A 14434-nucleotide genomic window follows, 5' to 3' on the forward strand; every position below is an offset into this window, starting at 1 on the left:
GCGGAGCCGCTCCGGTGCGAGCCCCTGCTCCAGACCATGGAGCAGTAGACGCGCCAGCGAGTTCGCCGGATCCGCGGACACCGCGGCCTCGAGAGCGGCCCGGGCGTGCACGCCGCCACCGGCGAAGTACGCCGCGGCTCCCAGCAACAGCAGTGCCACCGAGCGTTCGCGGCCGGGCCTGCGGCGAGCGAGCAACCACCAGAGCAGACGACGACCGTCCTGATCGCCCAGACCCCGCTGGGCCAGACGCCTGTACACCTCGTCCCGCACCGCGATGTCCAGCAGGGCTCGTCCGATCCCCGCCAGGACGTCCTCGTCGAGCTCCTCCCCCACCTCCAGGCTCCGGACCGCGTCCTCGTGTGCCTGCACCGCTCGGTCCACCTCGTGGGACCCACCGAGCCTGACCGGTCCGCTGCCGTGCGGGTCGTCGTCACACGCGTCGTCATCACGCTCCAGATACAGGTCCTCGATCTCGTCCCGAGACCCTGCCCGGATCCGGCCGTCGAACGCGTGGACCGCCGCGATCTCCGTCGAGTCAGGGTCCACCTGCGTGCCCCGGACCATGCCGAACAGGTCGACCCACGGTGAACCGTGTGCGAACTCGCCGACCCCGTACGCACCGACGACCTGCGTTCCGGACAACCCCAGCCAGTACTCGAACGCCGCGGCGACGTCCTCCGCCAGGAGTCCGGCGGTCTCCCCGTCCGCACAGTCCTCGTGGACCACCACCAGATGAACGCCCGTCACTCCCTCTCGAGCGCAGAACCGTGCCAACCCGCGCGCCGGGCCGTCGTCGACCGTCATCGGCGGGAACTCGTCCCGCACGGAGAGCTCGTCCCGATCACTTCCGAGCAGACCGTCGACATCCATCCTGACGACCGGACCGGCGCGGCCTCCGGCGGTCCGTCCACACACGATCACCACCGATCCGGTGCCCGGCGGGAAGCCCAACATCGACGGTATTGACGCGATGAGCTCCTCAGGGGAGGTGATCACCACCGTCGGAGTGCCATCCATCCCGTCTCCACCGATCCGTCCGTTCCCCGTCATCGTCGTCCACCCGTCTCCTCGTCTCACGCCGCTCCGCCGTCGGGGCGAACCGTGGGTGCCGGTGCACCGGATCAACCTTCGGACAACGCGCCGACGTCGGACGCCCGCGAACCGGCCCTGAACGGACCGCTGAGGAGTACGGGAACTGTTGGGGAATCATCTGCGGCCCGCTGTCGTTGGCACAGAGGTGAAACCCCGTCCCGGTGGGACGACCTATTCGGACCGGACCGGACGATTCGGGGTGTTGCGACGAGAGGAGTCGACATGGCCAGGCACAGCGATCTGTACCGACTGATCGAGCCCGTCCCCGATCTGCGGTCGGAATCCGGACAGGGCCCGGTGCTGGTGCACGCGTTGGAGGGCTTCTCCGACGCAGGCCAGGCGATTCAGGGTGTCACGGAACACCTCAAGGGGAGCCTGGACTCTCAGCTGATCGTGGAGTTCGACGCGGACAAACTGGTCGACTACCGCTCGCGTCGACCGCCGGTGCGGTACTCCTTCGACCATTTCGCCGGGTACTCCGAACCGACCATCCAGATGCACGCGGTCAAGGATGCGGACGGGACGCCCTTCCTCCTGCTCTCCGGTCTCGAACCGGACCTGAGGTGGGACGGGTTCACCGAGTCCGTGATCGACCTCGCCGGGTCGTTCGGGGCCCGGATGTCGATCGGCCTCGGTGCGATCCCCCTCGGGGTGCCGCACACCCGCCCCACCCAGGCGAGCGCGCACGCCAGTGACGTGGACCTCATCCGTGGGTTCACCGCCTGGCCCGGGGAGTTCTCCGTCCCGGGGAATGTGAGCGCCCTGCTGGAGCTCCGCATGGCGGAGCACGGGATCCCGTCCGCGGGCTTCACCGTCCACGTCCCCCAGTACCTGTCACAGACCGCCTACCCCGCGGCGGTCCTCAATCTGGTCGGGAACATCGCACAGATCTCCCAGCTCGAGTTGCCGTCGGGTGAGCTCGAGTCCGCGGCTGCGGACTTCACCGCACAGGTCACCGCCCAGATCGCCGAAAGCCCGGAGATCCGGACGGCCGTGGAGCTGATGGAGAAGCAGTACGACGCGTTCATGGAGAGCCGCCACGGTTCCGACTCGCTGAATCCCGGCGGCACCCCCCTCCCGTCCGGAGACGAGATCGGCGCGGAGTTCGAGCGGTTCCTCGCGGAACAGACCGGCGAGGACGGGCCTGGCGCCCAGTAGCACGGGAGGGCGGTGTCGGCCCGGCGGCTAGGCTCGGTCTGGTGCACCTGCCCGAACTCCTCGCCGACCTGGACGACGTCCCCTCCGATCTCCTGGAGGAGGCGGTCTTCGACGCCTTCGTGGCATGGGCCGACGCCCAGGGCCTGACCCTCTATCCGGCCCAGGAGGAGGCGGTCCTCGAGGTGGCGGCGGGGAGCCACGTCGTCCTGGCCACCCCGACCGGATCGGGAAAGTCCCTGGTCGCGCTGGGCGCGCACTTCTCCGCGATGGCCAGGGGGGCGCGGAGCTACTACACCGCGCCGATCAAGGCACTCGTCAGCGAGAAGTTCTTCTCCCTGTGCGCGGTGTTCGGCGCGGAGAACGTGGGAATGCTCACCGGTGACGCCTCCGTCAACGCCGATGCGCCGATCGTCTGTGCCACCGCGGAGATCGTCGCCAACATCGCGCTGAGGGAGGGCGCCGATGCCGACATCGGCCAGGTGGTGATGGACGAGTTCCACTACTACTCCGAACCCGACCGGGGCTGGGCCTGGCAGGTGCCGCTCATCGAACTCCCCGACACGCAGTTCCTCCTCATGTCCGCCACTCTCGGGGACGTCGACTGGCTGATCGACGACCTGCGCACCCGCACCGGCCGGGAGTGCACGCTCGTCGGGGGAACCGAGCGGCCGGTCCCGCTGACGTTCGACTACGCGCTGCAGAGCGTCCACGAATCGGTCGAACTCCTGCTCCGCGACGGCAAGGCCCCCGTGTACATCGTCCACTTCACCCAGGCCTCCGCCCTGGAACAGGCGCAGGCGCTGACCTCGGTCGCCGTGTCCTCCAAGGAGCGCAAGGCCGCGATCGCCGAGCAGATCGGCGGCTTCAGGTTCACGACCACCTTCGGTCGGAACCTGCGCAAACTGCTCCTGCACGGGATCGGCGTTCACCACGCGGGCATGCTCCCGAAGTACCGCCGCCTCGTGGAACGGCTCGCGCAGGACGGGTTGCTCACCGTCATCTGTGGGACCGACACCCTCGGCGTCGGCATCAACGTCCCCATCCGGACCGTTCTGTTCACGGGCCTGACCAAGTTCGACGGCCGCCGGCAGCGGGTTCTCAAGGCCAGGGAGTTCCACCAGATCGCCGGCCGCGCGGGCCGCGCGGGCTTCGACACCGAGGGGCTGGTGGTGGTGCTCGCACCCGAGCACGAGGTCGAGAACGCCAAGGCGGCAGCCAAGACCGCCGCCAACCCCAAGAAGAAGAGCAAGTCCGCCAAGAAGAAGCCTCCGGAGGGATTCGTCAACTGGTCCCGCTCCACGTTCGACAAGCTCGTCGGTGCCCAGCCCGAGCAGCTGACCAGTCGCTTCGAGGTCGACAACGCGATGCTGCTCAACGTGATCTCCCGGCCCGGGAGCTGCTACACCCACATGCGGCATCTGCTGCTGTCCTCACACGAGACCAGGGCCCGCGTACGGCAGCACGTCCTGCGGTCCATCGAGCTCTTCCGAGGGCTCGAGACGGCGGGCATCGTCGAGCGGATGACGGAACCGGACGACGAGGGTCGGCACGTCCGACTGACCGTGGACCTACAACGGGACTTCGCCCTCAACCAGCCCCTCGCCCCGTTCGCGATCGCCGCGATGGAGGTTCTCGACCCCGACTCCCCCACCCCGGTCCTGGACCTGGTCTCGGTGATCGAGTCCGTTCTCGACGACCCGCGCCCGATCCTCTACGCACAGCAGCGGGCCGCCCGAGGTGAGGCGATCGGGGCCCTCAAGGCCGAGGGGGTGGAGTACTCCGAGCGGATGGAGCTCGTCGAGGACATCACCTGGCCCACGCCCCTCGCGGACCTCCTCGCCGACGCCTACGACGCCTACCGCGCCGGTCACCCGTGGGTCGCGGGGATCGAGCCGTCGCCGAAGTCCGTGATCCGCGAGATGGTCGAGCGGGGAATGACGTTCTCCGATCTGGTCTCCGCATACGGTCTCAGCCGGTCCGAGGGCTCCGTCCTGCGCTATCTCACCGACGCCTACCGGGCACTACGGCAGACCGTTCCCGCAGAGCGTCGGACCGAGGAGTTCGATGACCTGGTGGAATGGCTCGGGGAACTCGTCCGCCAGGTCGACTCGAGCCTGTTGGACGAATGGGAGCTGCTCACCGACCCGGAGGTCTCGCCGGACCAGGTGGCGGAGCTCGCATTCGGGCAGTCGACCGGCGGCACCCGACCCGTCACCGCCAACCTGCGGGCGTTCCGGGTGATGGTCCGCAACGCGATGTTCCGACGGGTCGAGCTGTTGGCGCGGGACGACATCGACACGCTCGCCCGACTCGACGCCGACGTCCCCGACCATCCCGACTGGGACACCGAGATCGACGCGTACTGGGACGAGTACGACGCGATCGGCACCGGGCCCGCGGCACGTGGGCCCGCTCTGTTCTCCGTCGCCGAATCGGGCGACGGGGTGGAGCCGGGAACCTGGAGGGTCCGGCAGGTCCTGGACGATCCCGAGAACGACCACGGTTGGGCCGTCGAGGCCGTCGTGGACCTGGGCGCCAGTGACGAGGCGGGGGAGGTCCGCTTCGCGTCCCTGACGCTCACCGGGTGACCGAGCCGGGAGGCTGAACCGGGCGGCGGATCCGGCGTCCGTACGATGACCGACGAACACCGAACCGACCCCTGAACGACCCCTGGAGGACATCTGTGACCCCCCGCATCCTGTACAAGAGGCTCGCGTTCGCGGAGGTGATCACCTGGACGTTGCTCATCCTGGGGATGATCGGCAAGTACGGGTTCGGGCTCGACTGGGCCACCACGGTCGGTGGCAGCATCCACGGTTTCGTGTTCCTGTGCTACTCCGTGGCGACCGTGGCGGTGTGGACGGACAAGCGCTGGTCCGCGGGCACAGGTCTGCTGGGCCTGCTCTCCGCCGTCGTGCCCTACGCCACCGTGCCGTTCGAGAGGTCCGTCGAACGCCGCGGTCTCCTCGACGGTCGGTGGCGACTCGGGCCGGGGAGCGAACAGCCTCACTCCCCCGCCGAGCGCGTCCTGGCCTTCGCGCTCCGGTCCCCGGTGGTCGCCCTCATCGTGACCCTCGTCGTGGTGGCGGTGGTCTTCTCCCTCCTCCTGGTGGCGGGCAAGCCCACGGAGTGGTTCTCGTGACCCTGAACCGCGACGACCGTGGGCCCGGACGCCGGGAGCTGAACAAGGCGGACAAGCAGCGTCGGATCCTCGCTGCCGCCCGAGACCTGTTCTTCCGCAACGGGTACTCGTCGGTCACCACGCAGGAGGTAGCCGAGCAGGCGGAGGTCGGCACCGGGACGCTATTCCGGTACGCCCGGTCGAAGGGCGAGCTCCTGTGCATGGTGGCCAATGAGGAGTTCCGGGCCATGGTCGAGACCGTCCCGGACACCGGCGACCCGGTCGAGGACCTCGTCGCGCTGTGCGGCCCCCTGTTCTCCGCACTCGAGAACCAGCCGGAGAACATCGTCGCCTATCATCGCGAGACCGTGTTCGGGGAACCCGGGCCCCATCGCGCGGAGGCGCAGCGCATCCTCCGGGAGCTCCGGGGGATCATCGGCCTGATCCTCGCCCGGCATTCCCCGGGCCCGCTGGAGGCCTCGGACCTCGACGGCCCCGCCCAGACGGTCTTCGATGTCCTTTACATGTGCATCGTTCGTTCGGGGATCGATCGGTCGCCGGGCCGTGATCACCGGGCCGACCTGCGCGAGCATGTCGAACGGGTCCTGCACGGCGCACTCGCCCACCGGGTCGCGCCGGACCGCGCGCACTGACGCCCTCGCCCAGGCCACCCCGACGACGGGCCCCGCACCCCTCCGGGTGAGACTTGTTCGCATGACTGAGGGCAACGACACCGATACCCACGCCGTGACCCGCCCGATCAAGGACGCGTCCACGGTGATGGTGATACGGGACTCCGAGCGCGGACCCGAGGTGTTCGTGGCGCGCCGGGTCCGGGGAATGGCCTTCGCCGGGGGCATGACGGTGTTCCCGGGAGGGGGTGTGGACGCCAGCGACGATGATCCGGAGCTGGCGTGGACCGGGAAAGCGCCCGAGTGGTGGGCGGAGCGGTTCGGCTGCGACGTACCGCGGGCGCGCCGGTTGGTGTGTGCGGCCGCGAGGGAGACCTTCGAGGAATGTGGCGTCCTCCTCGCCGACCACGCCGACGGATCCCCGGTCGCGGACGCGGGTCGATACCACTCGAGTCGCGAGGAACTGGAGAGTCACCGGCTGACCTTCAGCCGGTTCCTCGCCGACGAGGGGCTCTCCCTCGCGGCGGGCAGACTCCGACCCTACGACCACTGGATCACGCCCACGGTGGAGTCGCGGAGGTATGACACACGGTTCTTCCTCGCCGCGTTGCCGGAGGGGCAGGAACCCGACGACCTCACGACCGAGGTCGACATGACCATGTGGGCCCGTCCCGTCGACCTCCTCTCCGACTTCCGGTCCGGACGGTCCATGCTCCTGCCCCCGACGTGGACCCAGCTCCGGGTCCTCGCCGGGTTCCCGGACGTCGCGGCTGCTCTGGCCTCCGAGCGCGCCATCACACCCGTACAACCGGAGGTCGTCGAACACCGAGGCGGGGTGCGCGTGCGCTTCGACGGTTCTGACGAATACTGGTCCGACTACCAGGCCGGCCGTCCGGAGTCGGGGATCTGATCGCCGCCACCGGACATCTCGAAGTGCCGACGCACCCGGCTGCGCGGTGGTTGACTGCCACTCATGCCGGATTTCGAGTTCGACGTGGACACGTCGATCGCCGCCGGGTGGGATCGCTTCGCGGCTCGCCTGGCCGAACTCCTGCGTGACCTCGTCCCGGGAGCGACCTTCGACCTGGCCGTCCCCGTGCTCGGCTCCCCGTCCACCCGGACCCCGTACGTGCGTTTCACCGCTGCCGGCGACGGCAACATCCACGCAGAGGTCTCCGGCGGGGGGTCCGAGGACTCGCCGGAACCGTTGGGGCCGGTCCGGCTCCGGCAACTCGTCGCGCTCGGGTGGGCGCCGGGAGCGTCCACGGAATCGGGACTCGGTCTGACGTTCCCGGTCGATCGTGCACCGGAGGTGGCGCACCTCGTCGCCGGCACGATGGAGCGGGTCTTCGGAATCCCCCACCCGGTCTTCCTCCACGATGTGTCCGAGCCGCAGGACCCGTCTGTGTCCGAGCCGCAGGATCCGTCGACGGGCCGCTCCGAGGACCCCGCGCCCGCGGATGTCGACTTCCGTCCCCGGATGATCGCCACCCCCGACGAGGCGACCAGGGCCCTGGAGTCGGTGCTGTCAGAGGTGTACCAGAGGCGGGTCACGCCCGACGAGCACGACGTGTTCACCGTTCCCGCCGGATACGTGCTGCTGTTCATCCGTGCACACCGATCGCTTCCGCTCGTGGTGTTGCGAAGCCCGCTCGTGTCGTCCGTGGAGGACCCCGCGGCCGCGGAGGCCGAGGTCGCGATCCTCAACCGAGACTCGTTGTGGTGCCGGTACGTCTTCGACGGCGAGACGATCTCCGCCGAGGCGGAGTTCGTCGACAGGGTGTTCGTCCCGGTCAACTTCAAGATCCACCTGGCCGAGATCTCCGCCGAGCTCGACGACGTCTACTCCGATCTCGCGCACCGGGTCACGGGCCGACGATGGCGTGACCTGCGCGCCGCCGATGACCACCGACCGCGGGAGCAGTAAGATCTGGGACCGTGCCGGGACGTGCCCGGTGTGAGACCTCGCCCCAGGAGCGCCAGAATGCGTCGCGCCGTCCTCGCCGCAGTGATCGTGAGCGCGGCCGTGTCCGCACCGGCCTGCTCGCCGGCGTCCCTGTTCGGCGACGACGACACCGTGGGCGTCCCGGTCCAGACCGGCGAGCAGTCGGGTCCCCTGCCGTCGTCGCAGCAGTTCGACAGGCCGTTCCCCGTGGCCGGTGACGCCTGGGACGCCACCCTGACACTGTCTGACCTGCGTATCGTGCCCTCCACCGTGTACTCGGACGCGGTGGTCGTGGTGGACGTCCGGGTGGTGCAGGCGTCCGGTCAGCCCGAACTGGGCCCCGAGGACTTCTCCGCCTTCGACCCGGCGGGAAGGCCCTTCGAGCGGATCGAGAATCCCACGGGAACGATCGAGGACCCCCTGGTGCCGTCGGTCCTGAGCTTCCCCGGCGAGGAGATCCGCGGGATGGTCGCCTGGACGATGCCCCGGGGGCACCGGATCGGACGGATCGACGTGGTCACCCCGAGGACCATCGGTTCGGTCACCGTGACCCGCCAGCCGGAGGACCCGGCGGCCTCCTAGGACACGAGAGGGCCCCGGCCCTCGGGAGGAGCAGAGCCCTCCGGTGCAACAGTGCCCTCCGGTGACACGGTGCCCTCCGGTGACACGGTGCCCTCGAGATAGGTCCAGCGACCACCTCGGCGCTCGAACACCGACCGCTCGCGCAGGACTGCAGGCCCGCCGGGCCCGACGTAGCGGGCCTCGAACTCCACGGTCCCGATCCGGTCGTCGGAACCACCGGACACCACGTCGAGGATCGTGAGCCCGGTCCACTCCACGTCTCCGGCCTCCACACGGGCCGGCCTCGTCCGCGGATGCCAGGTGCGCCAGAGATGATCCTCCCGACCCAGGACGAAGGCCGTGTACCGGGATCTCATGAGTTGCTCGGCGGTCTCGGCGGGGACACCGTCGTCCACGAGCGGACCGCAGCAGGCTCCGAGAGCGCGCCGGCTCCCGCAGGGGCATTCGCTCACGTGCGCCTCCTCAGTCCACCCGGGTCCGCGGTCAGGCTACCCACCCGCTGTCCGGCTATGCTCGGCGGAGACATGTCCAGGTTCAGTGCTCTCCCGTTCCGCGCCGGTCGCCGGTCCGATCCCGATGACGTCCCCTTGCGGGTCCGCTCGTGTCGGGACCTGTGCCAGTGGACCAGGACCCCGGCGGAACGTCGCGGCGAGCCCGTGTTCGCCTGCCGCGGCTGCGGATCGCAGTGGGTCCCGAGCGAGCACTGGACCCCGCGGGACAGCAGCGGGGCGGTACCCCCGGAGGTGTTGGGGATCATCAGAGCCGAACCATGACCGCACCGGACGGCCTCTAGGCTGACCGGATGACCACCACCCCTCGAGCCTCCGGTTCCGCCACGGGCCCCTCCGTCAATTCCGCTCTGAGCTCCACTGCGAGCTCCAGCACGATCGATGCCGTCCTGCGCCGTTCGGCCGCCCGGTTCCCGGACCGGGTGGCACTGACCTTCGCCGACCGCCGGTGGACCTATGCGGCCCTGGACTCGGCGGTCGACCGGGTGGCGACGATGCTCTCCGGCCTGGGCCTCGAGGACAAGGCCCGGGTGGCCGCCTACGGCGTCAACTCCGATGCCTACCTCATCGCCTTCCTCGCCACCTCGCGTGCCGGGTTCACCCACGTACCCGTCAACTACGCCCTGACCGGGAGCGAGCTGGAGTATCTGCTGACCGACTCGGGGTCGTCGCTTGTCCTGGTGGACCCGGCGCAAGCGCCCACCCTGACCGAGGTGCTCCAGACCCTGCCCGGGGTGCGGTCCCTCGCGCTACTGCCCCCCGCGGGGGAACCCGCGGACGGCACCGTCCTGGCGTCCGCCCTCGACGGCTCTGCGTGCACGGCGATGGAGTCCCCGGCCAGCGGCACCGACCTGGCGCAACTCCTCTACACCTCGGGGACCACCTCGCGCCCCAAGGGCGCGATGATGACCCATTCGGCGTTGGTACACGAGTACGTGAGCTGCATCCTCGCCCTCGACTTCACGTCCGACGACGAGCCGCTGGTGACGATGCCCCTCTACCACTCGGCCGCGATGCACGTCTTCGCGCTCCCCTATCTGTCCCTGGGTGCGACGGTCCACCTCATGGCGGCCCCGGACATCCCGGAGATCCTGCGACGGATCGAGGTCGACAGGATCGGTTCGCTGTTCCTCGCGCCGACGGTCTGGGTACCCCTGGCCTCACACCCCGATCTGGACTCACGCGACCTGTCGAGTCTGCGCAAGGCACAGTACGGTGCCTCGATCATGCCGGTGACCGTGCTCCAGCGGCTCCGGGGAAGGTATCCCGACCTCGGGTTCTACAACTGCTTCGGGCAGTCGGAGATCGGGCCGCTGGCCAGCGTCCTGCGCCCCGAGGAACACGACGCCCGTCCCGCGAGCGCGGGCCGACCCGTCTTCTTCGTCGAGGCCAGGGTCGTGGACGAGACCGGTGCCGAGGTCGCGGCCGGCGACCGCGGCGAGGTGGTCTACCGCTCTCCCCAGTTGTGCCGGGGCTACTGGAACAAGCCCGAGGCCACGGCAGAGGCGTTCCGCGACGGATGGTTCCACTCCGGCGATCTCGTGGTGCGGGACGCCGAGGGGTTCATCGAGGTCGTGGACCGGATCAAGGACGTCATCAACACCGGTGGCGTCCTGGTGGCATCCCGGGAGGTCGAGGACGCGGTCTACAAGGACGACCGGGTCGCAGAGGTGGCGGTGATCGGAACGCCGGACGCCAAGTGGATCGAGGCCGTCACCGCGGTGGTGGTGCTCAGAGGCGACGCGCACGCAAGCGAGTCCGAGATCATCGAAGGCACCCGCGCCCATCTCGCGCCGTTCAAGGTGCCCAAACGCGTGGTCTTCGTGGACGAACTGCCGCGTAACCAGTCGGGAAAGCTCCTCAAGCGGGAGCTGCGTCAGAGCTGACCCGGTCAAGGACCTCCGCGGCCACCACGTCGGGAGCCTGCTCCGGGATCCAGTGCCCCACGCCGGACAACGGAACGAATCGGTACTCCCCGGTCATCCGCGAGGCGGTGGCCTCCGCACCGGTGCGCCCGATCGCCGGGTCGTCCCGTCCCCACAGATAGGTCGTGGGAACCGATATGTCCGGCAGGTCGTACCGCCGCATCGCGCGGTACCAGTTGAGCGCGCCCGTCAGCCCTGCCCGGGAGCCGACCAGGTGGAGGTGCCGTGCCACGAGCTCCTCCGACACGTGCTCGTCGAACATCTCACGCAACCGCCGGGCCCCGTCCTGAAGAAGGACGTCCTCGGCTTTCCCCGCCTGTCGGAACAGTGCGAAGTACGCCGACCGTGCCCGTTGGTCCGGGTCCGACTCCAGAGCCCGGGCGAACTCGGTCAGGTGGGGCACGGACACAGCCGTGAGGCTGCTCACCCGCTCGGGATCGTGGCCGGCGAGCCACCACGCGACCGATGCCCCCCAGTCGTGGCCGAGGACGTGCACGGAGTCCAGACCCAGCTGATCGACGACCGCGAGTGCGTCCGCACTCAGGTGCTCGATCGCGTACTCTCCGACGTCCTCCGGACGGGCGCCGGCCGAATAGCCACGCTGAGCCGGAGCGACGACCCGGAGGCCCTGCCGCGTCAGCGTCCCGGCGACGGCCTCCCACTCCCAGGGCGACTCCGGGAAGCCGTGCAACGCCAGCACGGTCCCCCGCTCCGCTCCGATCGCACACCAGTCCAGGACGTCGAGCGTGCCGACCGGTACATCGACGGTCATGTGCTGCGGTTCCATGAACCGGACCCTAGCCCCTGTCAAGGACTCACCGCAGCCGACCTCCCGGTGGGTAATGGGCGGACGACCCCGTGGGGGCGACCAGAGAGCGTCGCTCGTACCAGTCGCGCACCAACCACATCTCCACGACGAGCGGGTCCACGGCGGCCTCCTCCGCCCACGCGGAGATCAACTCCAGGTACCACTGGTACCTGCGAGGCGTCATCCGGCCGATCGACTCGATCTCCGTCCACCCGGCGTGGACGAGAGTGCCGATTCCGGCCGGGTCGACGGGAACGATGTGCGGCTGCGACCACGCCATGCCCAGCGACGAGAGGTAGAGCGACGCGAGTGGGAACCCGAGATCGGGCACCCCCCTGCCGGCCCTGCCGTGTGGCGCACCGTTGCGCAGGAGGTTCATCGCCTCCCCCGGCGTGTCCAGCCAGTTCGCCACCTCGTGCAGGACCAGGGGATAGCCGTGGGAGGATATCGAACGCCACCCGGACCGGTCCCGCTCGGGCACGCGGAAATCCGGGAGCCCCCGACGCACTCCTGACCTCAGCGGGTGACCGGAGAGCCAGGCCGCGCACATGTAGAGCGCGATGACCGACTCCTCCAGGCTCCCGCGCGCCCGGCGACCCGCCGCCCACAGGTCACTCCTTCGGAGGTATCCGGAACCGGTCTCGACCCGGCCGCCGTCCGGCCCACCGGCGACCAGGCGGAGGTCGACGCGGCGCTCGGCCAACCTGAGGTTCCACAGGTCGAGGTCGATCTCCACGTATTCGTCCGCCACCAGGAGAGCCGGGGGCTGGGCGCGGCACCACCTGAGACACGCAGAGGGCAGGTCCGGGATGGGACGGGATCCGGTCGTCGTCATGCCCGCACGGTCTCACGCGGGTACGACACCCCGGGCCGCCCGTCAGCCCGGCCCCCGGGGCGCCTCGACTCAGTCCTCGGCGAACGCGTCCAGTGGAGGGCACGAACACACCAGGTTGCGGTCGCCGTAGGCACCGTCGATCCGGCGAACCGCGGGCCAGACCTTCGGGCGCCAGACCGTCCCCAGCGGGTAGCCCGCGAGGCTGCGGGGGTAGGCGTGATCCCACTGATCCGCGGAGACGCTCTCGGCGGTGTGGGGCGCCCCGCGTAGCGGGTTGTCCTCCACGGTCCACTCGCCCGCCTCGACCCGGGCGATCTCGGCGCGGATCGCCGCCATCGCGTCGCAGAACGCGTCCAACTCGGCCAGGTCCTCGCTCTCCGTCGGCTCCACCATCAGGGTGTTGGGGACCGGGAAGCTCATCGTGGGGGCGTGGAATCCGTAGTCCGCCAGTCTCTTGGCCACGTCGTCGATCGAGATGCCCACCGAGTCGATGAGCGGCCGGAGATCGAGGATGCACTCGTGGGCGACCCACCCACCGTCCCCGGAGTACAGCACCGGGAAGTCCTGCCCGATACGGCGGGCCAGGTAGTTGGCGCTCGCGATGGCCGTGAGGGTGGCGCGGCGCAGTCCGTCCGCGCCCATCATGCGGACGTAGGCCCACGTGATGGGGAGGATCGACGCGGATCCGAACGCCGCGGCCGAGACCACCGCGCCTGAGCCCAGACCGTCCTCGTACGGGTGGCCTGGCAGGAACTCACGCAGGTGCTCCGCCACCGCGACCGGGCCGACCCCGGGACCGCCGCCCCCGTGGGGGATGCAGAAGGTCTTGTGCAGGTTGAGGTGGCTGACATCGCCACCGAACCGCCCCGGCCGGGCGACCCCCACGAGGGCGTTGAGGTTGGCCCCGTCGATGTAGACCTGACCCCCCGCGTCGTGCACGATCGCGCAGATCTGCTCGATGTCGTGCTCGTACACCCCGTGCGTCGACGGGTAGGTGATCATGATGGCCGAGAGCTCGGCAGCGTGCCGCTCGACCTTCTCCTTGAGGTCGTCGACGTCCACGTCACCGTTGGGCCGACAGCCGACGACGACGACCTTCATCCCGGCCATCACCGCGGACGCGGCGTTGGTCCCGTGTGCCGAGGACGGGATCAGGCACACCCTGCGGTCCTCGTCGCCGCGGGAGCGGTGGTACTGCCGGATCGCCAACAGTCCCGCGTACTCGCCCTGGCTGCCCGCGTTGGGCTGCAGGCTCACCGCGGCGTAGCCCGTGATGTCGACGAGCCACTGCTCGACGTCGGCCACCAGCCGGCGGATGCCGCGGGTCTGCTCGGCCGGCGCGAACGGGTGGAGCCCGGCGAACTCGGGCCACGTGATGGGCTCCATCTCCGTGGTCGCGTTGAGCTTCATGGTGCAGGACCCCAACGGGATCATGGTGCGGTCCAGGGCGAGATCCTTGTCTGCCAGGGCGCGCAGATAGCGCAGCATCGCGGTCTCGGTCCGGTACTTCACGAACGCCTCGTGCTCGAGGAACGGCGAGGTCCGGTCGCCGTAGGCGGGGTCGACGAGGACCTCCAACTCGCCTGCGTCCGCGACGTCGGCCACATCTGCCCCGAACGCCTCGAGGACGAGCGCGACGTGGTCCCCGGTGGTGGCCTCGTCGCAGGCGATGGACACGTGGTCGTCGTCGACCTTCCACAGGTTCACCCCCCGCTCGGCGGCGGCGGCCAGCACCTCGGAGGCGCGGCCCGGCACCCGGGCCAGGACGGTGTCGAAGAAGTCGGCGTGGACCACCTGGACACCCGCCGCGACGAGGCCGTCGGCCAG

Annotated in this window: 12 protein-coding genes and 1 pseudogene; 8 read left to right on the forward strand and 5 right to left on the reverse strand. The window is 69.8% G+C overall.

Translation table 11 applies throughout. The annotated features are described in order from the left end of the window. Positions 1 to 1050 (reverse strand): DUF4192 domain-containing protein (locus tag G6019_RS05290; protein WP_182627156.1); only part of this gene is annotated, 1050 nt, incomplete at its 3' end. Positions 1051 to 1314: 264 nt separating this feature from the next. Between G6019_RS05290 and G6019_RS05295 the strand changes: the two genes are divergently transcribed. From G6019_RS05295 to G6019_RS05325, 7 genes are all read left to right on the forward strand, one after another. Continuing rightward, a complete protein-coding gene (locus tag G6019_RS05295; protein ID WP_107756386.1) occupies positions 1315 to 2250 on the forward strand; it encodes a PAC2 family protein in 936 nt (311 codons plus the stop codon). Positions 2251 to 2291: 41 nt separating this feature from the next. After that, the gene (locus tag G6019_RS05300; RefSeq protein ID WP_182612183.1) at positions 2292 to 4838 is read left to right on the forward strand and encodes a DEAD/DEAH box helicase; all 2547 of its coding nucleotides are present in this window, start codon (positions 2292 to 2294) and stop codon (positions 4836 to 4838) included. Positions 4839 to 4933: 95 nt separating this feature from the next. Beyond that, on the forward strand, positions 4934 to 5392 hold the full coding sequence (locus tag G6019_RS05305; RefSeq protein WP_182612182.1) for a DUF3817 domain-containing protein: 459 nt from the start codon (positions 4934 to 4936) through the stop codon (positions 5390 to 5392). Continuing rightward, a complete protein-coding gene (locus tag G6019_RS05310; RefSeq protein ID WP_231750548.1) occupies positions 5389 to 6024 on the forward strand; it encodes a TetR/AcrR family transcriptional regulator in 636 nt (211 codons plus the stop codon). The genes G6019_RS05305 and G6019_RS05310 overlap by 4 nt, the downstream gene beginning before the upstream one ends. 61 nt (positions 6025 to 6085) lie before the next feature. Beyond that, on the forward strand, positions 6086 to 6913 hold the full coding sequence (locus G6019_RS05315) for an NUDIX hydrolase (protein ID WP_182612181.1): 828 nt from the start codon (positions 6086 to 6088) through the stop codon (positions 6911 to 6913). Between the two features lie 63 nt (positions 6914 to 6976). Next, on the forward strand, positions 6977 to 7930 hold the full coding sequence (locus G6019_RS05320) for a TY-Chap domain-containing protein (protein ID WP_182612180.1): 954 nt from the start codon (positions 6977 to 6979) through the stop codon (positions 7928 to 7930). A 57-nt stretch (positions 7931 to 7987) separates the two neighbouring features. Next, on the forward strand, positions 7988 to 8530 hold the full coding sequence (locus G6019_RS05325; protein WP_182612179.1) for a hypothetical protein: 543 nt from the start codon (positions 7988 to 7990) through the stop codon (positions 8528 to 8530). Here the strand turns inward: G6019_RS05325 and G6019_RS05330 are convergent. Continuing rightward, positions 8527 to 8982 (reverse strand): YchJ family protein, encoded by a 456-nt coding sequence (locus G6019_RS05330; RefSeq protein ID WP_309230171.1) that lies wholly within the window; start codon positions 8980 to 8982, stop codon positions 8527 to 8529. The two genes, G6019_RS05325 and G6019_RS05330, sit on opposite strands and share 4 nt — an antisense overlap. Before the next feature lie 350 nt (positions 8983 to 9332). Here G6019_RS05330 and G6019_RS05335 point away from each other — a divergent pair, with 350 nt between their 5' ends. Further along, positions 9333 to 10925, forward strand: a complete 1593-nt coding sequence (locus G6019_RS05335) for a fatty acyl-CoA synthetase (RefSeq protein WP_241725887.1) — start codon at positions 9333 to 9335, stop codon at positions 10923 to 10925. Here G6019_RS05335 and G6019_RS05340 read toward each other — a convergent pair. The 3 genes and pseudogenes from G6019_RS05340 to G6019_RS05350 form a co-directional block, all read right to left on the reverse strand. Beyond that, positions 10900 to 11751, reverse strand: a complete 852-nt coding sequence (locus G6019_RS05340) for an alpha/beta fold hydrolase (protein WP_182612178.1) — start codon at positions 11749 to 11751, stop codon at positions 10900 to 10902. The genes G6019_RS05335 and G6019_RS05340 overlap by 26 nt on opposite strands. Positions 11752 to 11779: 28 nt before the next feature. Further along, on the reverse strand, positions 11780 to 12607 hold the full coding sequence (locus tag G6019_RS05345; RefSeq protein WP_182612177.1) for an 8-oxoguanine DNA glycosylase OGG fold protein: 828 nt from the start codon (positions 12605 to 12607) through the stop codon (positions 11780 to 11782). Between the two features lie 69 nt (positions 12608 to 12676). Further along, positions 12677 to 14434 (reverse strand): annotated as a pseudogene (locus G6019_RS05350) (beta-eliminating lyase-related protein); the annotation flags it as partial.

It is taken from the genome of Dietzia sp. DQ12-76 (genome assembly GCF_014145045.1).
GTDB lineage: Bacteria > Actinomycetota > Actinomycetes > Mycobacteriales > Mycobacteriaceae > Dietzia.